Below are 25,980 nucleotides of genomic sequence, written 5' to 3'. Positions count from 1 at the left end.
ATGCCTCCCCCGCGCCGGGAAATAAGCCAGCGGGATAAGCCCATAACCAGCCGTCCTTTCTGCACGGGACAACGGGTTCCTAACATCGGACTCCCTCCTGCGCAAAGCGATTGCCCGCGATGACCGCTTCCTCCTCCGCACTGGCGCCCAGTCCCCTGGCCGAGGAGCGGCGCGTGCTGCTGGCGCGGCTGGTCGAAGGGCTGGATGCGCCGACCCTGTGGTGGCTATCCGGCTATACCGCCGGGCTCGCCCAGGGCCAGCACGCGCCCCAGCTGGCGGTGCTGCCGGGCGGCCAGGCGCAGGCGGGCCAGCGCCTGACCGTGGTCTACGGCAGCCAGACCGGCAATGCGCGACGCGCGGCCGAGAAGATCGCCCAGGCCGTCGAGGCGGCCGGGTTGCCGGTGCGCCTGTTGCGGGCGGACGCCTATCCTACCCGCGAACTGGCCGGCGAACGCCTGCTGTACGTGGTCATCAGCACCCAGGGCGAAGGCGATCCGCCGGACGATGCCATCGGCTTGGTCGAGTTCCTGTCCGGCCGGCGCGCGCCCAAGCTGCCGGAACTGCGCTACGCGGTGCTCGGCCTGGGCGATTCCAGTTACACCGATTTCTGCGGCATCGCCCGCCGCCTGGATGCCCGCCTGGCCGAACTGGGTGCCCAGCGCCTGTTCGAACCCGGCCTGGCCGATCTGGACATCGACACGGTGGCCGATCCCTGGCGCACCCAGGCGCTGTCGTCGGCGCGCGAACACCTGAAATCCCACCCCAGCGCCCCGCTGGCCACGGTCACCCCGCTGCGGCCAACGCACGCGGCCTCGCCGTGGTCGCACGAAAAACCCTACTCCGCCGAAGTCCTGCTCAACCAGAACGTCAGCGGCCGCGACTTCAAGGGCAAGGCATTCGGGCGGCATGGCGAACGCGACAAGGACGTGCGCCATCTCGAACTGTCGCTGGCCGGCAGCGGACTGCACTACGAACCGGGCGACGCGCTTGGCATCCGCCATCGCAATCCGGATTCGCTGGTGGAATCGATCCTCCAGGCCACCGCGCTGTCCGGCGACGCCGGGATCGAGCTCCAGGGCGATACGCTGCCGCTGCGCGAGTGGCTGGCCAGCCGTCGCGAACTGACCCGGCTCTCGCGCCCGTTCCTGGCCGAACACGCCGCGCAGGCGCGCGCCGAGGATCTGAACGCGCTGCTGGCGCCGGCGCAGCAGTCCGCGCTCGCCGGCCTGCTCAACACCCATCAGGTCGTCGACGTGCTGCGACGCTGGCCGGCACGCTGGGAAGCGCATGAACTGGTCGCCGCGCTGCGTCCGCTCGCGCCGCGGCTGTACTCGATCGCCTCCAGCCGCAAGCGGGTCGGCGAAGAAGTCCACTTGACCGTGGACGTGCTGGCCTACGAAGCGTTCGGTGAAGCGCATGGCGGCGCGGCCAGCGGTTACCTCGCCGCGCGTGCGGAAGGTGAAGCGGTGCCGGTCTATGTCGAGGCCAACGAACGGTTCCGGGTGCCCGCTGACGGCGCCCGCGACATCCTGATGATCGGTCCCGGCACCGGCATCGCGCCGTTCCGCGGCTTCGTGCAGGAGCGCGCCGAAACCGGCGCGCAGGGCCGCAACTGGCTGTTCTTCGGCGCCCGCCATTTCAACCAGGACTTCCTCTACCAGTCCGAATGGCAGGACGCGCTCCGTGACGGCTCGCTGCACCGGCTGGACCTGGCGTTCTCGCGCGACCAGGCCGACAAGATCTACGTGCAGGACCGCCTGCGCGAACACGCCCGCGAGGTCCATGCCTGGCTGGAGGGCGGCGCCCACCTGTATGTCTGCGGCGCCATCGGCATGGGCAAGGACGTGCACGCCACGCTGCTGGACATCCTCCGCACCCAAGGCGGCCACGACGAAGACACCGCCGCCGAATACTTGACCCGACTGCAATCGGAAGGCCGCTACTGTCGTGATGTGTATTGACGGCCGGGATGGGGGATTCGGGATTGGGGATTCGTGAAAGCCCGTCCCGTTCCTGATTTCTCCGATCTCCTGCTGCGCTCTTGCGAATCCCGAATCACCAATCCCGAATCCCGGCCCCCACCCATGTCCCACTCCGTAGAAGACATCAAATCCGAAAGCCGTCGCCTGCGGGGCAGCCTGCTGGAGAGCCTGGCCGACCCGGTGACCGGCGCGCTGCGCGAGTCGGACCAGACCCTGATCAAGTACCACGGCAGTTACCAGCAGGACGATCGCGATCTGCGCGACGAGCGCCGGCGGCAGAAGCTGGAACCGGCCTACCAGTTCATGATCCGGACCCGCACGCCCGGCGGCGTGGTCACGCCCGAGCAATGGCTGAAACTCGACGCGATCGCCACCCGCTACGCCAACCACTCGCTGCGGGTCACCACCCGCCAGGCATTCCAGTTCCATGGGGTGATCAAGCGCGAACTGAAGGCGACCATGCAGGCGATCAACGCGGCGCTGATCGACACGCTGGCCGCCTGCGGCGACGTCAACCGCAACGTGCTGGTCGCGGCCAACCCGCTGCTGTCGAAGGCGCATGCGCAGGTGCAGTCCTGGGCGGCGCGCCTGTCCGAGCACCTGCTGCCCAATACCCGCGCGTACTACGAAATCTGGCTGGACGAGGAACGCGTGGCCGGCAGCGGCGAGGAGGAGGAGCCGGTCTATGGCGCCACCTACCTGCCGCGCAAGTTCAAGATCGGGTTCGCGGTTCCGCCGCTCAACGATGTCGACGTGTTCGCCAACGACCTGGGCTTCATCGCCATCCTGGAGGACGGCGAGCTGGTCGGCTTCAACCTGGTCATCGGCGGCGGCATGGGCGCGACCCACGGCGACGCCGCGACCTATCCGCGCATCGGCAACGTGGTCGGCTTCCTGCCACCGGAGAAACTGCTGGACGTGGCGACCGCGGTGGTCACCACCCAGCGCGATTTCGGCAACCGCGAACTGCGCAAGCGCGCCCGCTTCAAGTACACCATCGATGATCACGGCCTGGAGGCGATCGTCGGTCAGATCGAGGCCCGCTCCGGCCATGCGCTCCAGCCCGCGCGCGCGTGGCACTTCGATCACAACGGCGACCGCTATGGCTGGGTCGAGGGCGAGGATGGCCGCTTGCACCTGACCCTGCACTTCTTCGCGGGGCGCATCGCCGACACCGCGCAGGCCACGCACCTGACCGGCCTGCGCGAGATCGCCGGCATCCACCGCGGCGAGTTCCGGCTCACTCCCAACCAGAACCTGGTCATCGCCGGCGTGCCGGCCGGCGAGCGCGAGCGCATCGACGCGCTCGTGCGCGCGCATGGCCTGGACGACGGCCGCCGCGCCGGCACCGCGCTGGCGCGTGCGGCGGTCGCCTGCGTCGCCCTGCCGACCTGCGGCCTGGCCATGGCCGAAGCCGAGCGCTACCTGCCCGACTTCACCGCCCGCCTGGAGCCACTGCTGGATCGGCACGGCCTGCGCGATGCGCCCATCCTGCTGCGCATCTCCGGCTGCCCCAACGGCTGCTCGCGTCCCTACCTGGGCGAAATCGCACTGGTCGGCAAGGCGCCCGGCCGCTACAACCTGATGCTCGGCGCGGATCACCGCGGCCAGCGCCTCAACACGCTGTACCGCGAGAACATCACCGAAGCGGAAATCCTGGAAGCGCTGGATCCGCTGCTGGCCCGCTACGCGCGCGAGCGCGAGGCCGACGAGGGATTCGGCGATTTCCTGCACCGCAGCGGCATCGTCGCCCTGCCGCCCTACCCCACCCATCGACAGATCGCCCTGGAACTGCACGCATGAGCGCGCCGCAAACCGCACCGCTGCCCGAAGCCACCGAAGACATCTCCGCCATCAACGCGCGCCTGGAAGCGCAGCCGGCCGAAGCGCGGGTGCGCTGGGCCCTGGCCAATGGTCCGGCGCAGGCGGCGATGTCCTCCAGTTTCGGCGCGCAGGCGGCGGTGCTGCTGCACATGCTGACCCGCCAGCAACCGGACATCCCGGTGATCCTGATCGATACCGGTTACCTGTTTCCCGAGACCTACCGGTTCGCCGACGAACTGACCGAACGGCTCAAGCTCAACCTCAAGGTGTTCCGCCCGCTGGTCAGCCGCGCCTGGATGGAGGCGCGCCACGGCCGCCTGTGGGAACAGGGCCTGGTCGGCATCGAGCAGTACAACAACCTGCGCAAGGTCGAACCGATGCGGCGCGCGCTGGCCGAACTGGACGTCGGCACCTGGTTCACCGGCCTGCGCCGCAGCCAGGCCAGCAGCCGCGCCAACGCGCCCGTCGTCGAGTGGCGCGGCGCCCGCCTGAAGGTCAATCCAATTGCCGACTGGACCGATCGCGAAGTCTGGCAGTACCTCAAGCAACACGATCTTCCCTACCACCCGCTGTGGGAACAGGGCTACGTCTCCATCGGCGATTTCCACACCACCACCCGCTGGGAACCCGGCATGCGCGAGGAGGACACGCGCTTCTTCGGCCTCAAGCGCGAATGCGGCCTGCACCTGGACATCTGACCGGGAGTTTCGGGCCATCGGTTGCTGACCGGCGACGCCGGCCGCGCACCGTCACGTCGATGGCAGGGATCGACGCGAGGGCCGCCGCCGGCGCCGCCGCCTGATACGGCCCATCCGGCCCCGGGCGGTTTCCGTCGCCCGAATCCGGCTTCCGTCGCCGGCCCCCTTCCCCGCCGGCGCCGGCCGGCTATGCTCCGCGGCAATCCAACACCGATGGATCCGCCGTGTTCGCCAGCCTGTTCTTCATCATCCGCATCTTCGCCGCCTGGTCCGGCGTGCTCCTGCTCGCCGGCCTGATCTGGGCCGGGACTTTCAATGTCATCACCGGCAACGACGATGCACCCGGACCGGTGTTCGCCCTGCTGGCGCTGCTGGTCGCGCTGTCGGTGGTCATCAGCACCTTCTCGCACCTGCGCCGGGTCAGCCTGGTCGCCGGCCGGCTGGATCACGACACCCTGTCCAACCGCCAGCACCGCCGGATCGAGATTCCGCTGGAGGCCGACGAAGCCTTCCTGCTGGTCGAATCGGCGGTGCGCGAACTGCCGCGGGTGGAGGAACTGGAAAGCGCGCGCGACAGCCTGCAGGTCAAGGCCAAGCTCAAGCGCGTGGATCCCTATGGCAACGACCGCCCGGCGCGATACAACGTGTTCAACTGGTTCAGCACCAAGCGCAACCAGATCCTCGCCACCGTCACGCCGGGCGCCGGCAGTTGCAGCGTGTCGCTGCTGTGCGAGCCGGAAGCCAGCACCTGGAGCGATCTGCTGAAGGTGGACAACGGCACCAACCTGGAAAACGCCGAAGCCATCGTCCGTGCGATCGCACGCCGGATCGGCGAGCGCCGGCGCGAGGAAAAGGCCGACACCGTGCAAACCGTCACCGAGAAGGAATTGACGGTGGCCAAGCTCAACCTGCTGCAGGCGCAGGTGGAACCGCACTTCCTCTACAACACCCTGGCCAGCGCGCAGGTACTGACCCGCACCGATCCCGCCCGCGCCGATCTCATGCTCGGCCACCTCATCCAGTACCTGCGCCGCTCCCTGCCCCGCGCCGAGAATGCCGTCTCCACCCTGGGCGAGGAAGCCGAACGCGCCGAGGCCTACCTGGAGATCCTGAAGATCCGGATGGGCAACCGCCTCAACACCCAGGTGGAGATTCCGGAGGCGCTGCGCGATGTCGCGATGCCCTCGATGATGTTGCAGACGCTGGTTGAGAACGCCATCAAGCACGGCCTGGAGCCCAAGCCCGGCGGCGGCACCATCTGGATCATCGCGCGCGAACAGGAAGGCCAGGTGGCGATCACCGTCGCCGACGACGGCCAGGGCTTCGGCAACCAGACCGGTGGCACCGGCATCGGCCTGAAGAACCTGCGCGAACGCCTGCGCCTGACCTACGGCGGCAATGCCTCGTTCGCCATCATCTCCAACTTCCCGCAGGGCGTGGCCGCCACCCTCAACCTGCCGTCCAAGCCGGCCGGAGTCGCCCGTCATGCCTAAGGCCGTGATCGCCGAAGACGAGGAACTGCTGCGCACCGCGCTGGCGTCGCTGCTGCGCGACACCTGGCCGCAACTGGAACTGGTCGCCGAATGCGAGGATGGCGCCTCCGCGCTGGAAGCCATCGCCGAGCACCAGCCCGACGTGGCGTTCCTGGACATCCGCATGCCGGGCCTGACCGGGCTGGAAGTCGCCACCGCGATGACCGAGGCCAGTCCCGCGACCCAGATCGTGTTCGTCACCGCCTATGACCAGTACGCCATCGGCGCATTCGAACAGGGCGCAGTGGACTACCTGCTCAAGCCAATCACCCGCGAGCGCCTGGCCACCACCGTCCAGCGCCTGCAGCAGCGCAGCGGTCACCATCCCGACGCGGCCACGCTGGCGGCCCTGCTCAAGCAGCTCGGCGACCAGTTGCCCGCCGCCGGCAAACCGCCGCTGGTCTGGATCACCGCCAACACCGGCAAGGAAACCCGGCTGATCCTGATCGACGATGTCGCCTACTTCCGCGCCGACAACAAGTATACGGTGGTGATGACCGCCGAAGGCGAGGCGCTGCTGCGCACGCCGCTGCGCGAACTGCTGGAGGCGCTGGATCCGCGGACCTTCAAGCAGATCCATCGCTCCACCATCGTCAACCTGAAGGCGGTCGCCTCGATCACCCGCGACGAAGTCGGACGCGGCGTGCTTCGCCTGCGCAACCGCCCCGAAACGCTGCTGGTCAGCCAGCCCTTCATGTCCCTGTTCCGCGGCATGTGAACGCCGCTCCCCATCGTTCGTCGAGGCCCGTCATGCGCATCATCGTCACCGCCATGTCCTTCCTGCTGAGCCTGGTCGGCTGCCAGGACAAACCGTCCATGACTTCCGTAGTGCGCAGCGAGGCCAACGGCGTGGAGCTGATCCACAGCCGCAGTGTCATCCGCGCCGGCGAGGGCCTGTTCCGCTGCAGGGCCAGCGCCACAGGCAAATGCCACTACCTGATCGTCGCGACGGACGAATGCCGTGCCGGCGAAAGCTGCCCGCCGCGCAAGTTGCAGGCATTCGTCCTGGACGTCGGCGGCGAAAGCCGCATCGACAACCTGCCGCGCGGGGTACGTACCTGCGTGGATCGCGAACGCGAACCCGACGCGGCGACCTGCCTGGACTAGCGGCGCGCGCCGCTCAATGCACGTGGCGGATTACCGTCTTGCCGCCGCAGCCGATGCACTTGCGATAGATCTCGCCGCGCCGGTTCAACCGTGGCCGCGACATCAGCCCACCGCAACCGCAGCGGCGCTCCCGCCCCAGTGCCCAGCGGTACAGTCGCCAGCTGGAATGCAGTGCCCAGGCGGTGCCCAGCACGATCGCCGCCAGGAACGACAGCGACGCGGTGCGCCCGCTGCTGAAACCGCTGAACGCGGTCTGGGTGCGGGCCACCGTCTCGGCCACGACGAAACCACCGGCGGCGATCACCACCGCCGGCGCGTACATGCGCAGCACCATCCGGGAGATCATCTTCATCGCTCGTCCCTCAGGGAACCAGTGGCCGGTGGCCGTAGCTGAGCACGCGGGAAAGCTTCCACTGCCCGCCTTCGAGTTTCCAGACCTGGCTGAAACCTGCCATCCCGACCGCCTTCTCGGGGCCATCGCCCTTGCGTTCGTGAAACCGGTGCTCGCCGATTTCCATCGCGCCGTAGCCGGGAATCGGATCCACCTGCAACGAGGATTCGATCAGTTCCCGGCGCGAACGCCATGCATCCGGTGCCTTCCAGGCCGCGCAATTCTTCTCGATGACGGCGATGAAGTCGGCGGCCGAGCGTGACACCACGCCGCCCTTGTCGTGATAGAACTCCAGGTCATCGGCCAGCATCGGCTTCAGCGCCTCGATGTCGCAGGTTTCGAAGGTGATCGCGAACAGGGCGAGATCCTGTTCGCGGATGATCCGCTTCAGTTCCTCCGGTGCGGGCAAGGTCAGCTGGCCGGCGGCCGGTTCGGCGGAAAGGGCGGGCAGGCCGAACGCCAGGAGGATTGCCGGAAGGATTGCCGGAAGGATCGCGATGCGCATGTCGATGTCCTTTTCGAATCAGTGCGGGAGTATGCGATCCCGCCACCGGCGCCGGTAGTCCCGCCGTCGTCAGGTGGTGATGGTCTGGGTCAGGGATTCCCAGGTGGGCGGTGTCGGCCAGTCGGCGACCTGGTTGCCGTCCAGTACCCGCCGCAGATCGCGCCGGTCCACCTGCGGCGCCAGGGCATGCACCAGCTCCAGCGCGTAATCGCGCAGCACGCGCTCGCGCGGCAGCACGGCCCAGGCCACGCATTCCTTGATCTCCGGCGGGGCCGGCCACGCGCGCAGGTCGGTGTCGCCACTGCCGATCGCCATTTCCGCCAGCAGGCCGACGCCGAGGCCGGCGCGCACATAGGTCTTGATGAGATCCGCATCCAGCGCGGTCACGGCGATGGTCGGCTCCAGCCCCACGCTGGCGAACGCGCGCTGCAGCGAGGAACCCGGCCGGGTCGAGGAGTCGTAGCTGACCAGCGGCAGGTCGACCAGCTCGCGGATGCTCGGCGCGGCACCGTCGCGATCCAGCGCATGGCCGCGCGGCACCAGCACCAGCCGGCGCCAGCGGTACAGCGGCACCGCGATGCCGCCCTGCGGCTCGTCGCCGGCGGTGCTGATCACCGCGATGTCGGCATCGCCCTGGCTCAGCAGATCCAGCGCGGTGCTCTCGGCGGCGTGCTGCAGGTGCACGCTGACCTGCGGGTAGGCCCGCTTGATCCGGGCGACGGCCGGCGGCAGCACGAAGCGCGCCTGGGTATGGGTGGTGGCCAGGATCAGCTGGCCCTGGCTCTCGCGACGCTGGTTGGCCGCGTAGGTGCGGATGTTGTTGGCTTCGGCCAGCACCGCGCGCGCGCGCTCGATGACTTCCTCGCCCGCCGGGGTCACCGATTCCAGGCTGCGTCCCTTGCGCACGAACAGCAGGAAGCCCAGTTCGTCCTCCAGTTGCTTGAGCTGCTTGGACAGGCCCGGCTGGGTGGCATGCACGCGGGCCGCCGCCAGCGTGATGTTGAGGTCGGCATCGGCGATCGCCACCAGGTAGCGAAGTTGGGTCAGCGTCATCGGAATCCGTCTCGGAAGCGCCGCGGCGGGCGGCGCAGGGGGAGCGAGGACTGTAGAGGATTTTCCCGGACCGTAACGCCGGTGGCTTATAACCGCAAGGCATGTCCGATCCGGCGCAAGTTATTTCCTTGTGCCGCTGTGCCAAAGCTACGGTCATGAGCCTCGAACCAGATGCTCCGCCGTGGCCACCCTGTTCCCTCTTTTCGTCGATCTGCATGACCGTCCGGTGCTGGTGGTGGGGGGCGGCGAGGTCGCCGAACGCAAGGTGCAGGCGTTGCGCGAAGCCGGCGCCCGCATCCACGTGCAGGCACCCGCGCTGACCCCGGCCCTGCAGTTGCTGGCCGACACCGGCCTGATCGGCTGGGATCCCGGCACCTTCCGCGCCGGGGCACTCGACGGCGTCTGGCTGGTCATTGCCGCCACCGACGACGCGACGGTCAACCGCGCCGTCGCCGATGCCGCCAGCCGCCGCCGGGTGTTCGCCAACGTGGTCGACGACGCGCTGCTGTCCAGCTTCCACGTGCCGGCGGTGGTCCGCCGCGGCGATCTGCAGGTCGCGGTGTCCAGCGGGGGCGGCGCGCCGATGGTGGCCCGCCACCTGCGGCGCCAGCTGGAAACCTGGCTGGATGACTCCTGGGGCGCGCTGACCGCGCTGCTGGCGCGCGAACGCGGCCGCATCCGCGCGCGCTTCCCGGAAACCGGCGCGCGCCGCCGTTTCTTCGAACGCCTGTTGGCGGGCCCGTTGCCGCGGCTGCTGCGGCAGCGGCGGACGGAGCAGGCCGAACGCGCGCTCGCCGACGCCCTGGCGACGCCTGTTTCGCCGCCGCGGGGTTCGGTGGTCCTGGTCGGCGCGGGTCCGGGCGATCCCGGCCTGCTGACCCTCGCCGGCCTGCGCGCGCTCAACGAGGCCGACGTGATCCTGCACGACCGCCTGGTCAGCGACGAAGTGCTGCAGCTGGCGCGCCGCGACGCGCTGCGGGTGGAGGTCGGCAAATCGGCGCAGGGCCACAGCGTGCGCCAGGAAAGCATCCATGCGTTGATGCTCGAACATGCGCGGGCCGGCCGCCGGGTGGTGCGGCTGAAGGGTGGCGACCCGTTCGTGTTCGGCCGCGGCGGCGAGGAACTGGAGTTCCTGCGCGGGCACCGGATTCCCTACGAGGTCGTCCCCGGCATCACCGCGGCGGTGGCCTGCGCGGCCTACGCCGGCATCCCGCTCACCCACCGGGACCACGCCCAGTCGGTGCGGCTGGTGACCGCCCACTGCCGGGACTCGCTGGATACCCTCGACTGGGCCGCGCTGGCGCGGGGCCGGCAGACCCTGGCGTTCTACATGGGCGTGGCCGGGCTGGAAACCGTACAGGCGCGACTTTCCGCCGAAGGGTGTCCGGACCGGACGCCATTCGCGTTGATTGAAAGTGGGTCGCGCGCCGAACAGCGCGTGATCACCGGCCGCCTGGACGGGCTGGCGCGGACCGCACGCCATCACCAGGTGCGATCACCCGCCCTGCTCATCCTCGGCGAGGTCGCCGGCCTGGCCGATGCCCTGCACTGGTTCGGACCCGCGCCGCTGGCCGCGCCACCACATCCCGATGACCTGGCGGCGGCCACACTCCCGCACGCCGCCTGACTTCCCTTCTCCAGGAGATTCCCTCATGCCCATCCACGACAGCATCCTCGACACCATCGGCCGCACGCCGGTGGTCAAACTTCACCGCGTCGCGCCTTCGCACGTCGAGCTGTACGCCAAGGTGGAGTCGTTCAATCCCGGCGGTTCGGTCAAGGATCGCCTGGCGCTGGCGATCGTCCTGGATGCCGAGGCCAAGGGCCTGCTCAAACCGGGCGACACGATCGTCGAAGCCACCTCCGGCAACACCGGCGTGGCATTGGCGATGGTCGCCGCCGCACGCGGCTACAAGTTCGTCGCGACGATGGCCGAGACCTTCTCCATCGAGCGCCGCAAGCTGATGCGCGCCTATGGCGCCAAGGTCATCCTGACCCCCGCCGCGGAACGCGGCAGCGGCATGGTTCGCCGGGCCGAGGAACTGGCGAAGAAGCACGGCTGGTTCCTCGCCCGCCAGTTCGCCAATCCGGCCAATCCCGCCTACCACCGGCAGACCACCGCGGCGGAAATCCTGCGCGATTTCGCCGGCCGCCGGCTGGATCACTTCGTCACCGGCTGGGGTACCGGCGGCACCCTCACCGGCGTGGGCGAGGTGCTGCGCGTGGCCCGTCCGGAAGTGCGCATCACCGCCTCCGAGCCGGCCGGCGCGTCGCTGCTGCAGGGCAAGGAATGGGCGCCGCACAAGATCCAGGGCTGGACCCCGGATTTCGTGCCGGAAGTGCTCAACCGCGAAGTATTCGACGAACTGCTGACGGTGGACGATGCCAGCGCCATCGCCACCTCGCGGCGGCTGGCCGCCGAGGAAGGCATCTTCGTCGGCATCTCCGCCGGCGCCACCGTCGCCGCCGCCTTGCAGGTGGCGGAAAAGGCCAGCGAAGGTTCGGTCATCCTGGCGGTGCTGCCGGATACCGGCGAACGCTACTTCTCCACCCCGTTGTTCGAGGGCGTCAACGAAGGCTCCGACGACGAGTGGCTGGCCTCGCTGGGCTGAGCCGGCGTTGAGGCGGCGGCGATCCGGGCACGGATCGTCGCCGGTGCGTGTCCCGGTACGCCGCATATCAACGTCCGTGGCTCTCGTCGATGCCGGAAGGTGCCAGCGCATGCATCCGGCGCGAACATCGGCACATCGGTTCCCGTCCCGGACAATCCTGTTATGACGCCGCCGGTTGCGGCGGCTTCGGGCGCGTTGCTAGGCTCGGCATGGTCCATCGCCTGGAGTCCGCCATGAAGCTGGCCGGTTCGCTGCTGCTGTCGTCGCTGTTCCTCGTCTCCGGCATCGCGGCTGCCGCGCAGTCCTCGCCGCCAACACTACCGGCAAGCTACTTCGACAACACCGGCCGCGACGACGTGTTGTCCGGCGGCGCGCGCATGATTCCGATCCACACGCCCGCCGGCGACTTCAAGGTCTGGACCAAGCGGGTCGGCAACAATCCGCGCATCAAGCTGCTCCTGCTGCATGGCGGTCCAGGCGCCACCCACGAATACTTCGAGGCCTTCGACAGCTTCCTGCCGGCCGCCGGCATCGAGTACTACTACTACGACCAGCTCGGTTCGGCCTACAGCGATCAACCCGATGACCCGCGCCTGCTGGACACCGCGCGTTTCGTCGAGGAAGTGGAGCAGGTCCGCCAGGCGCTCAAGCTGGACGGGAGCAACTTCTATCTGCTCGGGCATTCCTGGGGCGGCATCCTGGCGATGGAATACGCGCTCAAGTATCCGCAGCATCTCAAGGGCCTGATCATCTCCAACATGATGTCCAGCATTCCCGCGTACAACGACTACGCGCACAAGGTGCTGGAACCGAAGATGGATCCCGCCGCGCTGGCCGAGATCAAGCAACTGGAGAAGGACAAGCGCTTCGACGATCCGCGCTACATGGATTTGCTGTTGCCGCATTACGAAGCGCACGTCCTGCGCATGCCGGCCGCGCAGTGGCCGGAACCGGTCAACCGCTCATTCGCCCACATCAACAGGAAGGTCTACGTACCGATGCAGGGTCCGAGCGAACTGGGTGCCAGCGGCATCCTCGCCGACTGGGACCGCACCGCCGACCTGGGAAAGATCCCCGTACCCACCCTCGTCATCGGCGCACGCCACGACACCATGGACCCGGCCTACATGGAGATGATGAGCAAGCGGCTGCCGAAGGGGCGCTACCTGTTCTGCCCGGAAGGCAGCCACATGGCGATGTACGACGACCAGAGCACCTACGTGAACGGGCTGATCGATTTCCTGCGCGATACCGACGCGGGTCGTTGATCGCCCGTTCCTGTGGGAGCGACGTGAGTCGCGAAATCCTGACTGACGGTGCCATCGCGAATCGCGACTTACGTCGCTCCCACAGGCAAGCGTCAATCCTCGTACAACTCCAGCGGCAGCCCGTCCGGATCCGCGAAGAAGGTGAAACGCCGGTCGGTGAACTCGTCCACCCGGATCGGTTCCACCGCCACGCCATGCGCTTCCAGATGGGAGACCGCGGCATCCAGGTCCGCCACCCGTAGCGCCAGATGGCGCAGGCCGCACGCCTCGGGCCGCGACACCCGCGCTGGCGGCGAGGGAAACGAAAACAATTCGATCCGGGTGCGCTCGTCCACCCGCAGATCCAGCTTCCAGGAATCGCGCGCCTCGCGGTAATGCTCCGCGATCACGTCCAATCCCAGCACCTCGACATAGAAACGCCGCGAACGCGCATAGTCCGAAGCGATGATGGCGACGTGGTGGATGCCGAGCAGTTTCATGGACATCATTCTATCCCTGCATCCTGTAGGAGCGACGTGAGTCGCGACTGCTCGCCGCGATCGCGATGCAGGAGCGACGCAAGTCGCGCCCCAATCCAGTGCCAGGCATGCGGTCGCGACTCACGTCGCTCCTACAATGAGGTGATGCCCGCTAATGCGCCGCTGCCGCATCCGCGCCCGCGGATCCGCCTGTCGGATGCTTGCCGCTCTGCATCAACAGCACCAGCGGCATCGACACCAGGGTCAGCAACATCATCAGCTTGAAGTCGTTGAGATAGCCAATCGCCGCGGATTGCCGCATCACCTCGGCGTTGAGCAGCGCCGCGCCGCTCACGGTATCCGGATTCCACATCGGCGGCAGCAGGGTAGTCTCGGCACCGAAGGCGGGTATGCGCGCGCCGATCTCCGCGTGGTTGATCTGGCCGGCGCGCGACAGCAGCGTCATCACCACCGAGATGCCCACCGACGAGCCGATGTTGCGGACCAGACTGAACAAGCCGGCCGCTTCGGTGCGCTGGTGCGGTTCCAGCGTCGCATAGGCGACCGTTGAAATCGGCACGAACACCAATCCGAGTCCCAGGCCCTGGATCACGCCCAGCCAGACAATCGACGACATCGACGCGGTCGGGCCGAATTGGGTCATGCCATGCAGCGAGAGCACCATCAGGCCCATGCCGACCAGGATCGGGCCGCGCGCATCCACCCGTCCCAGCAGGCGCCCGACCACCATCATGCTCAGCATGGTGCCGACGCCGCGCGGCGCCAGCACCAGACCGATGGTCAACACCGGGTAGTTCATCAGCGTGCTCAGGTACGGTGGCAGCAGCGCGAGCGTGGCGAACAGCACGATACCGACGATGAAGATCAGCGCGCAGCCGACCGCGAAGTTGGCATTCTTCAGCAGCCCGAGATCCAGCAGCGCGTGCTCGCGGTGGCGCCACCACCACAGTGCGTACATGTACAACGCCAGGAACGCCAGCGCCGCTTCGATCTGGATTTCCAGGCTGCCGAACCAGTCCTCGCCCTGCCCGCGATCCAGGAACAGCTGCAACGCGCCGATGCCCAGCGCCAGCAGCCCCAGGCCGATGCCGTCCAGCGGGCGCTCGTGCGGCTGGTCCTTCTTCACGCTGGCCAGGATGCCGATGAGCGCGAGGATGCCGATCGGCAGGTTGATCAGGAATACCCAGTGCCAGCTGTAGTTCTGGGTCAGGAAGCCGCCCAGCGGCGGACCGAGGATCGGGCCGACCATGATGCCCATGCCCCACATCGCCATCGCCGCGCCGTGCTTTTCCTTGGGGAATGAATCCAGCAGCAGCGACTGCGAGATCGGCACCAGCGAGGCGCCGAACACGCCTTGCAGCACGCGGTAGAACACCATTTCGCCGATGCCGGTGGCGATGCCGCACAGCAGCGAGGCGACGGTGAATCCGCCCACCGCGATGATCAGCAGGCGCCGGCGTCCCAGCCGACCGGCCAGCCAGCCGGTGACGGGAGTCAGGATCGCGGCAGCCACTATGTAGCTGGTCAACACCCACGACACCTGGTCCTGGGTGGCCGACAGCGAGCCCTGCATGTCCGGCAGCGCGACGTTGGCGATGGTGGTGTCCAGCGCCTGCATCAGCGTGGCCAGCATCACCGACACCACCAGCAGGGTGCGGTTGCCGTTCGCGTTGTCGTTCTTCAATCGGCTGATCATGGCGTCACCGGCCTGGCACGGGGCGGCGCGCGCACGCGCCGCGCCATGGAGAATCAGAGGTCATCCCGGAGCGCCGCGGAACCCTTCGCGACTCCACCACAGCGCCGCTATGCGGTCCGCAGACGCCCGGAATGACGGTAACAAACAGCTTGCTTCAGCGCGCCGCGGTGGCCTTGCCGGCATGGCCGCCGCCGTCGGGATCGCGCAAGTCGACCTCCACGTCGGCGCTCATGCCGGCGCGCAGTTGCGGAGCGTCCCTGCGATCGGCACCGTCGATTTCGAGGCGGACCGGAATGCGCTGCACGATCTTGACCCAGTTGCCGGTGGCGTTCTGCGGCGGCAGCACGCTGAACTCGGCACCGGACGCCGGCGCGATCGAGGCGACGTGCGCCTTCCACTTCACGCCCGGATAGGTATCCACTTCGACGGTCGCCTGCTGGCCGACGTGCATCCGGGTCAACTCGGTTTCCTTGAAGTTGGCTTCCACCCATATCGGGTTGGTGGCGACCAGCGGCATCGCGGTCTGGCCGACGTTGATGTATTCGCCCACCTGCAGATCGTGCAGGCCGACGATGCCATCGACCGGCGCGCGCACTTCGGCGTGCGCCAGGTCCAGTTTGGCCTTGGCCAGCATCGCCATCGCGCCGCGATAGCCCGGCAGATCCTGCAGCGGGGTATGCGAATCGCCGCTCAGCGCCGCGTTGGCTTCGGATTCGGATGCGATCGCGTCGGCCAGATCGGTCTTCGCTTCCGCCACGGCGTGACGCGCGTCGTCGAGCATCTTGCGTGAGACCAGTTGCTGGCCGGCGAGCTGCTGCATGCGCGCGAGGTCGCGCTGCGCCCAGGCCAGGGTTTCGCGCTTGGCCGCGACCGAAGTGCCGGCGCCGGTCACCTTGGCGCGGCTCGCGCTGGTGGTGTTGGCGACATAGGCCAGGGTCGCCTCGTTCTGCGCCAGCGCAATCTGCAGCGGTTCGGGGTCGATGCGGAACAGCAGATCGCCCTTCTTCACCACCTGGTTCTGGCTGACCGCCACTTCCACCACCCGGCCGCCGACCTGCGGCGCGATGAGGATGCGTTCGGCCTTGACGTAGGCGTTGTCGGTGCCGACCTGGCGGTTGGATACCACCCATTCCCAGGCAAAGAAACCGATGACCGCGGCCGGTGCGGCGATCCACAGCCAGACCGGCACGCGCCGGCGCTTGGGAGATGCGGGAGTGGCCGCCTGCTCGGCGGCGGCATTGATCTTGGTGGTCATGGGGGGCGGGGTCAGGACTTGCGAAGGGAGGACTCGCCGCGGCTGGCGCGGTCGAGCTGGGAAAGGGTTTCGCGGATCTGGCCCAGCACCTGCAGGGTGATCCGCAGGTCATCGGGCGCGACTTCGGCCAGGCTGTCCTCACGCAGACCGGTGGCCACGTCCTCGATCAGATCCATCAGTTCGTTCGATTGCGGCGACAGGTGCAGCCGCCAGCAACGGCGATCGTTGGGATCGTTGCGACGCTCGACGAAGCCGGCCTTCTGCAGCCGATCGACCACCCGGCCGACCGCGATCGGCTCCATGTCCATCACGTCGGCCAGCGCCGCCTGGGTCAGGCCTTCGTTCTGGTGGATGCGCTTGAGCGCGCGCCACTGGACCCGGGTCAGGCCCAGGTGCGCGGCACGCCGATCGAACACCCGCCCATACAGGCGGCTGAGGTCGGCAATCAGGTAGCCGAGGGAAGCGGGATTACAGGACTCGCTCATGGCTGCCTATGATATAGCTGCCTAGGCAGCTAAATACAGGAGCGGCCGTTTTCTTGAACGGGCGTTCAGTTTGGAGCGCCCTCGCTGTCCGGCGATTGCCGGGGAGGGAAAAGCAAAACGCCGGCGCGTGGCCGGCGTTCTGGACTTTCTGGACTCTCGTTTCGCCGAACAAGCTCGGCGCTACGGGCTCAGCCTTCCCACTTGCCAAGGGCGGCCAGGCCGTTGTCCTTGGCGCGGGCGTAGACCGTGGACTGGGCCTTGGCGAAGTTGCCCTTCAGGTCCTCGGACCACAGCTTCAGCGCCGCCTGCTGCATGGCGCGGCCATACGAGAACGACAGCGGCCACGGCAGCGCGCCGAGGCGGTTCATCGCGTCGAGGTGCGCGGTGGCGTCCTCGTCACTCTGCCCGCCGGACAGGAACACGATGCCCGGCAGGATCGCCGGCACGGTGCTCTTCAGGCACATCACGGTGGATTCGGCCACTTCCTCGACGTCGGCCTGATCCGGGCAGTCCTTGCCGGGCACGACCATCGAGGCCTTCAGGATGGTGCCTTCCAGCAGCACGTTGTGCTCATACAGGGCGGCGAACAGCGAACGCAGCACCGCTTCGGTCACTTCGTAGCAGGTCTGGATGTCGTGTTCGCCATCCATCAGCACTTCCGGCTCCACCATCGGCACCAGTCCGGCCTCCTGGCACAGCGCGGCATAGCGGGCCAGCGCGTGCGCGTTCGCTTCGATGCAGGTGCCGGTCGGGATGTCCTCGCCGATGTTGATCACCGCGCGCCACTTGGCGAAGCGGGCGCCCAGCGCGTAGTACTCCTTCAGGCGATCACGCAGGCCGTCCAGGCCCTCGGTCACGACTTCGCCGGGGCAACCGGCCAGCGGGTGGGTGCCCTTGTCGACCTTGATGCCCGGGATGATGCCGTGCTGGGCCATGTACTTGGCGAACGGCACGCCGTCCTTGGTGGACTGGCGAATGGTCTCGTCGTACAGGATGGCGCCGGAAATGTAGTCGCTCAGCTTGGGCGTGGTGAGCAGCAGTTCGCGATAGGCGCGGCGGTTTTCCTCGGTGTTCTCGATGCCCACCCCGGCGAAGCGCTTGGCGATGGTGCTGGTGGATTCGTCGATCGCGATGATGCCCTTGCCCGCGGCCACCATGGCCTGGGCGGTTTCGGCAAGCTGTTCGATGCTCATGTGGGTCCTGGAGGAGCGGCGGGAAAGATACCAATTATAGCCCAATCACGGAAACAGCTTGGGCCACCGGAAATTTGCAAACGGTTACAAGCACAGCGTAACAACGGAGTGACGATTCAGTCCGGAGCGGACTCCTCCGCTTCCAGTCGGCCATAACGCCAGCGGTGCACGGATCCGGCTCTCGAACACGGGCTCCTGCGGCCGCGCCAGCGCCAGGCGTGCCAGCTTGTCGGCAAACAGCCAGGCCAGGCCCGGCACCAGCGCCGGCAGCAGAATCGCCGCCAGGCCCAACCAGATCGCATCGCCCTGGTATGTGCCATCGCGCATGGCAATCATCAGGCCGGGAGTCATCAGCAACAGGGAAGCGGAGAACCACACCACGACGGCACGAATCGCGACGCACAGCAGCGTATAGGCATTGGTCCTGGTCATGAACTCCGCTTTCATTCTCCGGGCGGGAGCGTGCGGCCTCGCCCGAATGGAAGGCAATTACAACTCGCCCAGCCCTTCGGCCTGGCCCTGCATGCCGATCTGCAGCAGGCGCAAGGTGTTGGTGGCGCCGTGCTTTTCCATGTGGTCGCCGCTGGTGAAGATGATGCGGTCGCCTTCGGACAGCAGCTTGCGGTCGTACAGGCAGCGCATCGCCTCGCGCGCGGCTTCGCGTGGCGCCAGGCCACGGCTGTCGAACGCGATCGGGAACACGTCGCGCATCATCGCCATCCGCCGGCGCGCGCCGTCGTGGCGCGAGAAGGCATAGACCGGTGCCCGCGCGCGGAACCGCGACAGGTAACGTGCGGTGCCGCCGGATTCGGTCATCGCGACGATCGCGCGCACGCCGATGTGCTCGGTCAGGAACATCGCGGCCATCGCGATGGCCTGGTCGGCGCGCGCCAGATCGCGCGGCGCCTTCTCGAAATCGGTATCGGTCTCGAACTGCTTTTCCGCACCCAGGCAGATGCGCGCCATCGCCTCGACCGCCTTGACCGGATAGCTGCCGGCCGCGGTTTCCGCCGACAGCATCACCGCGTCGGTGCCGTCGATGACCGCGTTGGCCACGTCCAGTACTTCGGCGCGGGTGGGAATCGGGTTGTCCACCATCGACTGCAACATCTGGGTGGCGGTAATCACCACGCGATTGCGGGCCAGCGACTCCCGGATGATCTTCTTCTGCAGGCCGGGCAGCTCGGCGTCGCCGATCTCCACGCCCAGGTCGCCACGTGCGACCATCACCACATCGCTCGCCTCGACGATCTCGGCCAGGTTCTCGATCGCCTCGGTGCGCTCGATCTTGGACACCAGCGCGGCATCGCTGCCATGCTCGCGGGCGATGCGGCGCGCTTCGTTCATGTCCTCGGCATTGCGGCAGAACGACACCGCGATGAAGTCGACGCCAATCTCGGCGACGATGGCGATGAGTTCCTTGTCGCGCTCGGTCAGCGCGCCCAGCGACAGGCCGCCACCGAGCTTGTTCAGGCCCTTGCGATCGGACAGCACGCCATCGTTGAGCACGGTGGTGATGATGCGCTCGCCTTCCACCTGCTCCACCCGCAGCTGCATCAGGCCGTCATCGAGCAGCAGGGTGTCGCCGTGGGTCACGTCTCCGGGCAGCCCCAGATAACTCACGCCCACCTGCGAGACATCGCCGGCCGGCGCACTGGCATTGGCGACCAGATCGAAACGCGCACCGGCCTTGAGCACGACCTTGCCCTCCGCGAAACGCTCGATGCGGATTTTCGGCCCCGGCAGGTCGGCGAGGATGCCGACTTCGGCACCGGCACGTTGCGCGGCGGCGCGAACCGCGGCGGCGCGCTTGGCCTGGCCGGAAGGATCCCCGTGAGAGAAATTCAGGCGGACCACGTTGACGCCGGCACGGAACAGCTCGTCAAGCACGCCCGGCGGGTCGGTGGCCGGTCCGAGGGTGGCGAGGATCTTGGTGCGGCGCTGGCGTTCGATCATTGGTGCGTTTCCCTGAATTGGCGCAAACGCTACCACACCGCACGGGCACTGCAATGATCCACGCGGACAGGTGGCGTACCGCGCGTCGGCAGGTGCGGCACGAGCCTGCGCGGGATTCAGTGAAACCGCTGTTTTACAGCGGTTTCGTGGACTTCACGCCGATGCCGATACTGGTATTTTTTTGGTCTCTTGAGTGCGTTGCCATGCTGCGATCGCACCCCGGTTTGCGCGCCGGTCCGCGCGTGCCCGCGATACTCAGGCCAGCAGCGCGCGCAGATCCGGCGGTCGCGTGGCGAGGTGATCAGCGCCGGCCTGGCGAAGTTCCGCCTCGCCGCCGAATCCCCACAGCACGCCGATATTGCGCATGCCATGATGGCGCGCGCCATCGATGTCCATGTGGCGATCACCGATCATCAGGCACTGTTCCGGTGCCAGCGACAGGCGGTGCATCGCCTCGGCGATCAGCTCCGGCTTGTGGCTGAGGCTGCCGTCGATGGTGGAGCCGATGACATCCTCGAACCGATGACCGAACGGCAGATGCGCGATGATCTTGCGCGCATGCGGCTCGTTCTTGGCGGTGACGATCGCCAGGCGATGTCCCCGCGCGTGCAGCGCCTCCACCGCCTCACCGATGCCCTCGTAGACCTCGTGCTCGGCCCAGCCGTGCGATTCGAAGCGGGTGCGATAGTGTTCGACCGCCAGTTCCACCTGCCGTGGCTCCTTCAGCAGCGGACCGAAACTGGTGCGCAGCGGCGGGCCGATCCAGCGGCGCAGCTCGGCGTCGGCTGGCACCGGATGCCGCAATTGCTCCAGTGCATAGGCGACGCAACGGGTGATGCCGACGGCGGAATCGATTAGGGTGCCGTCGAGATCGAAGAACAGGGTGTCGCGCGTCACTGTCCGCGGGCCTCCAGCGCGGCCACCGCCGGCAGGGTCTTGCCCTCCAGGAATTCCAGGAACGCGCCACCACCGGTGGAGATGTAGCTCACCTCGCCGGCGATGCCGTACTTGTCGACCGCGGCCAGCGTGTCGCCACCGCCGGCAATCGAGAACGCCGGCGACTGCGCGATCGCGCGCGCCAGCGCCTCGGTGCCCTTGCCGAACGCGTCGAACTCGAACACGCCGACCGGTCCGTTCCACACCACCGTTCCGGCCGAACGGATCAGGTCTGCGTAGCGCTGCGCGGTCTGCGGGCCGATATCGAGGATCAGGTCATCGGCGGACACCGCATCGACCGCCTTCACCTCGGCCGGCGAATCGGCCTTGAATTCCTTCGCCACCACCACGTCGGACGGCAGCGGGATGTCGGCGCCGCGCGCCTTCGCGTCGGCGTCGATCTTGCGCGCGGTGTCGAGCAGATCCGGCTCGTACAGCGATTTGCCGACCGCATGACCGGCGGCGGCGATGAACGTGTTGGCGATGCCGCCACCGACGATCAGCTGATCCACCTTGCCGACCAGGTTGGACAGCAATTCCAGCTTGGTCGAGACCTTGCTGCCGGCCACGATCGCCAGCAGCGGACGGGCCGGCTTGTCCAGCGCCTTGGCCAGCGCGTCCAGCTCGGCCATCAGCAGCGGGCCGCCGGCGGCCACGCCGGCGAAACGGATGACGCCATGGGTCGACGCCTGCGCACGGTGCGCGGTGCCGAAGGCGTCCATGACGAACACATCGCAGAGCGCGGCGTATTTCTTCGACAGGGCCTCGTCATCCTTGCCCTCGCCCACGTTCATGCGGCAGTTTTCCAGCAGCACGATCCGGCCCGGCTTGACGTCCACGCCGTCCACCCAGTCGCGCACCAGCGGCACCTCCACGCCCAGCAGTTCCGACAGCCGCGCGGCCACCGGCGCCAGCGAATCTGCTTCGCTCCACACGCCTTCCTTCGGACGTCCCAGGTGCGAGGTGACCATCACCGCCGCGCCCTGCCCCAGCGCCTGCTTCAGCGTCGGCAGCGACGCGGTGATGCGCTGTTCGGAAGTGATCCGGCCGTCCTCGATCGGCACGTTGAGATCCTGGCGGATCAGCACGCGCTTGCCGGTGAGGTCGAGGTCGGTCATGCGGACGATGGACATGGGCATTCCTTCGGGGCGGGGAAAGACGCCTATTGTCCCGGCTGCGCGCAGGCGCCGCAAACCGCGGGCCCTCAGCCCGCGGGTGGCGGCTTGCGCAGCAGGCTGAAGGCGAATCCCGCCACCAGCAGGGCACCGGCCACCAGCAGCCCCCACAGCAGCCAGGCCTTCCAGTCGCGCTGCGGTGGCGCGGGCGTCAGCGCGGCATCGCCGGCCAGCACGCGCGTCTGGCCCAGCGTCGCCACCGCTGGTTGCCAGGTGGGGCCGCGCTGGCTCCGCAGCGCGGCGACCAGTTCCGCAAGCGGCGCATCGTCGCGACGGGTGCGCGCACTGCCGGCCGCCAGCGCGAACGGCGGTTCGCCCTGGCTCACGAACACCAGCGTCTCGGGCCGATAGCCCAGCCGCAGGCGGGGTGCTTCGGTCTGCGCGCCGCGCGCGCCGGTCAGGCGCCAGTGGCGATCCCGGCGCAGGCCGTCCAGCGGCTGCGACGGCGAGGCATCGACGCGGTCGCCGGATTGCAAGCGGTACGCCACCCAGGGCGATGCCGCGCGGCGCCAGGGCGACGCCGGATCGTCGCGCGACTCCAGGGTCCACGCGCGGGTGCTGTTGCCCGGCAGCAGCACGTCGGCGCGCTCCACCGGAAAGCGTCCGGGCAAGACGAATTCGTAGTGCACGGCGCCATCGGGATCCTCGATGCGCGTTCCCGCCAGCTCCTGCCACGCCCAGTCGGGTTCGTGCGCCACCGTGGCCAGTTCGGCCTCCATCTGCTCCACGCGCAGCGGCGTCCCCGCCGCCAGCGGGGCCAGCCGCAGGTAGCGTGCCTTCACCGGCGCCAGTTCGATGCGATCGCGCATGACCCGCTGGCCCTGGTTCTCCAGTTCGACCAGATGCCCTTCTTCCTGCACGGTCTGCCAGTCGCGCAGATTGTCGGACGCCATTACCCGGTAGGCGCGATCGAACGGCGCCTGTCCCGCGCTCCAGCGGACCCGCAGCGCGACCGGCGCGGCCTCCAGGCGACTGGCATCGATCAGGATGCCGCCGTCCTGCGCATCCTGGCCGCGCAGTTCGACCCGGCGCAGGCTGCCATCGCTGGCGATCTCGCTGATCGCGGCGATATCGCGAGACGCCGCCCCGCTCATCACCGGCAGGAGAAACCAGGGCAGCGTTTGCTGGCGGGCGGCAGCGGCCTGCGGACGCCCGGTCTCGAGCAGTGCCGTCGGCACCGCCTGGCCGCGCGCGTCGAACACCTCCAGATCCTTCAGCTCAGGCGACTGCACCTGCCGGTAGACGGCGGCATCCAGCGTCACCCGGTAGGCGCCCGCGTCGGATTGCGCGGCGTTCAACAGCCACTCGCGTGCATAGTCATCGCGGGATCCGGCCAGCGCCTGCGTGGCCGCCAGCAAGGCCAGCAGGGCGAGCGCGGCCTTTGCCGCGCGCGGTGTGATCGGGGTCATGCGTGTTCTCCGTCATTCTCCGGGCCGGCCACGCGCGGCGGCGCCGGCGCGAGATAACCGACCACCGTGCACAGCAGGCCATAGGCGATGAAGGAAGCGATGCCCAGCACATCGCCCAGGTTGCCGCGATCCACCAGGATCAATTTCACCAGCACCACGCCCATCAACACGGCGCCGGCCAGCCACAGGCCGCGCTGGCCGCGACGCGAGCCGGCGATCCAGCCGATCACGCCCAGCACGCTCCACACCACGGTCAGGCTGGTCTGGGCCAGGCCCGTGGAAATCAACCGATCGTTCCAGGCCACGCCCCCCCAATGGTGCACGGCATGCAACACGACCGAGGTGATCAGCACGAAGCCGAGCAGCGCCAGCACCATCGGCCGCCACCGCAGCAGCAGTTCCGGTGCCTGCGGCGACCATGCCCAGCATGCGAACAGGACGAAGATCGCCAGTTGCGCCAGTTCCAGCGGGTTGAGCAGCGGCACCCACGGCAGCGGCGATGCCGCGCCGGCCAGCCACAGCGATCCGAGTCCACCGATGCCCAGCACCACGAACAGCACCGCCAGCAGCGTGCCGCGATAACCTTCGAAGCGCTCGCCCAGCGGCGCCGCCAGCCACGGCCAGCGGAACAGGCCCAGCGCCGCGGCCGCCAGCCACGGCAGGCCGATGCCCAGCACGCGCCAGCCCTCGGCCAGTTCGAAACGTCCGCCGGTCCATTCCAGCAGCATCGACAGCACCGGGGGCCACACCAGCAGCCACGCGAACTGCGCCCAGCCAGCCAGCGCGTGTTCGCTGGAACGCAGGCACAGCAGGCTGCGCACGCCCAGGACCGCGTACGCCAGCCAGGCCAGCGCGCCGTAGCCGGCGAACGGTTGTCCGTGGGCCTGGGTCTGCGCCAGCGCCAGCGGCAGGGCCGCCGCGAGTGCCAGCAAGGTGGTCATCGCGAGCGCGGTCGCGGGACGACGGCGATGCACCTCGGCCGCGATCCAGCCGGTGAACGCGACCAGCACGAGCAGCGCATCGGCGCGCGCATCCCAGGCCACGAACCGGCCAATCTCGCTGACCGTCGTGCCCAGCCACCACGCCATTCCCCACAGATAGAACGCCAGCGCCGGCATCGGCTTGCCGTGCGCCCGCAACACCCACGCGCTCGCCAGTCCGGCCAGCGCGATCAGCAGCGCGCCCATGAAGGCCGGATTGGCGACGGCGGTATCGGGGAGCACCGGGCTCAGGCCAAGCAGGAACGCGAACGCCGCAAGCAACTGCAAACCGATACCGCTGATCAGCGGCAACCGCCGCCGCTGGTGCAGGCCAAGCCAGACCAGCGCCGCGCCTTCCAGCGCGAACACGCTGGCGGTGGCATGCGCAGACAGCGCCAGCGGCACGGCGAGGGTGGCGAAACCGACCGCCAGCACCGCATACGACGGCACCATCCGTTCGAAACCGCCGCGTCGGCGCAGCGCCGCCGCCAGCAACGCGTACAGCGCCGCCAATCCCAGCGCGTTGAACGCCAGCGGCAGCCGTTCGCCCTGCAGCAATCCCGCCTGCAGCGAGAACGCGACCAGCGGCGTGCCGAACACCAGGCAGCCTTCGACCAGTCCGCGCCGGCCTTCCGGCTGCCGGCGCGCATACAGCAGCGGAATGATCAGGTAGAACGCGAAGAACAGCAGCAGGAACGGCTCGGTGGTCGCGAACTTGGTCGGCTGGTAGTCGAGCACGCCCCAGATCGTGCCGATGCCGAAGGTGAAGACGAAGCCCAGCAGGTTGAGGATGCGCCACGGTTTCCACCAGGCGACGCCCAGGATCGCGGCGTTCAACACCGCGTAGTACGAGAACAGCGCGACATGGTTGCCGCTGCCGGTGGACAGCCAGATCGGCGCCAGGAAGCCGGCGAGAATCGCGAACACGGCGAGCGCCTTGGCGTTCTGCAACACCGCCAGCGCCCCCGCACCGGCGATCAGGATCACGCTCAGGGCAAACGCCGGTGCGGCCTCCAGCAGTTCGTAGCGCTTGAACGCGGCGAACACCGTCAACAGCAGGATGCCGATGGCGCCGCCCTGCAACGACAGCGCGAAGCTGCGATTGCTTTCCCGCTTGCGCCAGGCGAATACCAGCGCCGCCAGCGATGCGGCCGCGATGCCGGCCAGGCGCAGTTCGATCGGCAGGCGCAGCCAACCCTGGTCGCTGGCGTACTTCAGCAACGCCGCCACGCCGGCGAACAGCACCAGCACGCCGATCTTCACCGGCACGTTGCCGACGGTGAACCACCGCTTGACCGCCCGCAGCCCCAGGCTGATGAAATCCGGACGCGGCGGTTCGGCAGGCGCGGAAGGCGGCGGTACGTGCGTGGATGCGGCGGCCGGCGCGGTCGCCTCGGCCGGGGGCAAAGGCGGCGGTACCGGCGCGGCCGCACGCGGCGGCGGC

At 68.4% G+C, this 25,980-nt stretch carries 23 protein-coding genes; 9 read left to right on the top strand and 14 right to left on the bottom strand.

Annotated features, from left to right (window positions below; all coding sequences use genetic code 11):
• Positions 1-119: 119 nt before the first annotated feature.
• The 6 genes from IQ458_RS06910 to IQ458_RS06885 all read left to right on the top strand — a co-directional run bounded on the left by IQ458_RS06910 (position 120) and on the right by IQ458_RS06885 (position 7,143).
• The gene (locus tag IQ458_RS06910) at positions 120-1,961 is read left to right on the top strand and encodes an assimilatory sulfite reductase (NADPH) flavoprotein subunit (protein ID WP_203322324.1); all 1,842 of its coding nucleotides are present in this window, start codon (positions 120-122) and stop codon (positions 1,959-1,961) included.
• A gap of 123 nt (positions 1,962-2,084) precedes the next feature.
• Positions 2,085-3,785 carry an assimilatory sulfite reductase (NADPH) hemoprotein subunit gene (gene cysI / locus IQ458_RS06905; RefSeq protein WP_203322323.1) on the top strand — a complete coding sequence of 567 codons (1,701 nt, stop codon included), beginning with the start codon at positions 2,085-2,087 and terminating at the stop codon, positions 3,783-3,785.
• Entirely contained in the window at positions 3,782-4,504 is a 723-nt protein-coding gene (locus IQ458_RS06900) for a phosphoadenylyl-sulfate reductase (RefSeq protein WP_183644222.1), read from the top strand. The genes cysI and IQ458_RS06900 overlap by 4 nt, the downstream gene beginning before the upstream one ends.
• Before the next feature lie 224 nt (positions 4,505-4,728).
• Positions 4,729-5,997 carry a histidine kinase gene (locus tag IQ458_RS06895; RefSeq protein WP_183644226.1) on the top strand — a complete coding sequence of 423 codons (1,269 nt, stop codon included), beginning with the start codon at positions 4,729-4,731 and terminating at the stop codon, positions 5,995-5,997.
• Positions 5,990-6,754 carry a LytR/AlgR family response regulator transcription factor gene (locus IQ458_RS06890; protein WP_203322322.1) on the top strand — a complete coding sequence of 255 codons (765 nt, stop codon included), beginning with the start codon at positions 5,990-5,992 and terminating at the stop codon, positions 6,752-6,754. Before IQ458_RS06895 ends, IQ458_RS06890 begins: the two co-directional genes overlap by 8 nt.
• Before the next feature lie 32 nt (positions 6,755-6,786).
• A complete protein-coding gene (locus tag IQ458_RS06885; protein ID WP_203322321.1) occupies positions 6,787-7,143 on the top strand; it encodes a hypothetical protein in 357 nt (118 codons plus the stop codon).
• 13 nt (positions 7,144-7,156) lie between these two features.
• Here IQ458_RS06885 and IQ458_RS06880 read toward each other — a convergent pair whose 3' ends face one another.
• The 3 genes from IQ458_RS06880 to IQ458_RS06870 all read right to left on the bottom strand — a co-directional run bounded on the left by IQ458_RS06880 (position 7,157) and on the right by IQ458_RS06870 (position 9,092).
• The gene (locus tag IQ458_RS06880) at positions 7,157-7,495 is read right to left on the bottom strand and encodes a hypothetical protein (protein ID WP_192197300.1); all 339 of its coding nucleotides are present in this window, start codon (positions 7,493-7,495) and stop codon (positions 7,157-7,159) included.
• A gap of 10 nt (positions 7,496-7,505) precedes the next feature.
• Positions 7,506-8,039, bottom strand: a complete 534-nt coding sequence (locus IQ458_RS06875) for a nuclear transport factor 2 family protein (RefSeq protein ID WP_192197299.1) — start codon at positions 8,037-8,039, stop codon at positions 7,506-7,508.
• A gap of 69 nt (positions 8,040-8,108) precedes the next feature.
• The gene (locus IQ458_RS06870; protein WP_141453949.1) at positions 8,109-9,092 is read right to left on the bottom strand and encodes a LysR family transcriptional regulator; all 984 of its coding nucleotides are present in this window, start codon (positions 9,090-9,092) and stop codon (positions 8,109-8,111) included.
• A 181-nt stretch (positions 9,093-9,273) separates the two neighbouring features.
• On the opposite strand from IQ458_RS06870, the gene cysG reads away from it, so the two are divergent.
• The 3 genes from cysG to IQ458_RS06855 all read left to right on the top strand — a co-directional run bounded on the left by cysG (position 9,274) and on the right by IQ458_RS06855 (position 12,972).
• A complete protein-coding gene (gene cysG / locus IQ458_RS06865) occupies positions 9,274-10,719 on the top strand; it encodes a siroheme synthase CysG (protein ID WP_203322320.1) in 1,446 nt (481 codons plus the stop codon).
• A gap of 25 nt (positions 10,720-10,744) precedes the next feature.
• On the top strand, positions 10,745-11,704 hold the full coding sequence (gene cysK / locus IQ458_RS06860) for a cysteine synthase A (protein WP_141453951.1): 960 nt from the start codon (positions 10,745-10,747) through the stop codon (positions 11,702-11,704).
• A 233-nt stretch (positions 11,705-11,937) separates the two neighbouring features.
• Positions 11,938-12,972, top strand: coding sequence for a proline iminopeptidase-family hydrolase (locus IQ458_RS06855; protein WP_203322319.1), 1,035 nt, complete (start codon positions 11,938-11,940; stop codon positions 12,970-12,972).
• A gap of 92 nt (positions 12,973-13,064) precedes the next feature.
• Here IQ458_RS06855 and gloA2 read toward each other — a convergent pair whose 3' ends face one another.
• The 11 genes from gloA2 to IQ458_RS06800 form a co-directional block, all read right to left on the bottom strand.
• The gene (gene gloA2 / locus IQ458_RS06850) at positions 13,065-13,451 is read right to left on the bottom strand and encodes an SMU1112c/YaeR family gloxylase I-like metalloprotein (RefSeq protein WP_203322406.1); all 387 of its coding nucleotides are present in this window, start codon (positions 13,449-13,451) and stop codon (positions 13,065-13,067) included.
• Positions 13,452-13,602: 151 nt separating this feature from the next.
• A complete protein-coding gene (locus IQ458_RS06845) occupies positions 13,603-15,147 on the bottom strand; it encodes an MDR family MFS transporter (protein WP_203322318.1) in 1,545 nt (514 codons plus the stop codon).
• Between the two features lie 154 nt (positions 15,148-15,301).
• Complete coding sequence (locus IQ458_RS06840; protein ID WP_203322317.1) at positions 15,302-16,402, bottom strand: HlyD family secretion protein; 1,101 nt, start codon at positions 16,400-16,402, stop codon at positions 15,302-15,304.
• An 11-nt stretch (positions 16,403-16,413) separates the two neighbouring features.
• Entirely contained in the window at positions 16,414-16,887 is a 474-nt protein-coding gene (locus IQ458_RS06835) for a MarR family winged helix-turn-helix transcriptional regulator (protein WP_183644254.1), read from the bottom strand.
• Positions 16,888-17,075: 188 nt separating this feature from the next.
• On the bottom strand, positions 17,076-18,080 hold the full coding sequence (locus IQ458_RS06830; RefSeq protein ID WP_183644257.1) for a class I fructose-bisphosphate aldolase: 1,005 nt from the start codon (positions 18,078-18,080) through the stop codon (positions 17,076-17,078).
• A gap of 84 nt (positions 18,081-18,164) precedes the next feature.
• Entirely contained in the window at positions 18,165-18,512 is a 348-nt protein-coding gene (locus IQ458_RS06825) for a hypothetical protein (RefSeq protein ID WP_203322316.1), read from the bottom strand.
• Positions 18,513-18,569: 57 nt separating this feature from the next.
• Entirely contained in the window at positions 18,570-20,036 is a 1,467-nt protein-coding gene (gene pyk / locus IQ458_RS06820) for a pyruvate kinase (protein WP_183644263.1), read from the bottom strand.
• A 255-nt stretch (positions 20,037-20,291) separates the two neighbouring features.
• On the bottom strand, positions 20,292-20,933 hold the full coding sequence (locus tag IQ458_RS06815; protein ID WP_203322315.1) for an HAD hydrolase-like protein: 642 nt from the start codon (positions 20,931-20,933) through the stop codon (positions 20,292-20,294).
• Positions 20,930-22,105 (bottom strand): phosphoglycerate kinase, encoded by a 1,176-nt coding sequence (locus IQ458_RS06810; protein ID WP_203322314.1) that lies wholly within the window; start codon positions 22,103-22,105, stop codon positions 20,930-20,932. The genes IQ458_RS06815 and IQ458_RS06810 overlap by 4 nt, the downstream gene beginning before the upstream one ends.
• A 71-nt stretch (positions 22,106-22,176) precedes the next feature.
• Positions 22,177-23,556, bottom strand: coding sequence for a DUF3999 domain-containing protein (locus IQ458_RS06805; RefSeq protein WP_203322313.1), 1,380 nt, complete (start codon positions 23,554-23,556; stop codon positions 22,177-22,179).
• A partial coding sequence (locus IQ458_RS06800) for a DUF2339 domain-containing protein (protein ID WP_203322312.1) occupies positions 23,553-25,980 on the bottom strand: 2,428 nt, incomplete at its 5' end. The genes IQ458_RS06805 and IQ458_RS06800, both read right to left, overlap by 4 nt.

The organism is Pseudoxanthomonas beigongshangi (assembly GCF_016820515.1).
Classification (GTDB): domain Bacteria; phylum Pseudomonadota; class Gammaproteobacteria; order Xanthomonadales; family Xanthomonadaceae; genus Pseudoxanthomonas_A; species Pseudoxanthomonas_A beigongshangi.
Note: the sequence above shows the minus strand (reverse complement) of the source record. Positions and strands in the feature narration are given on the sequence as shown.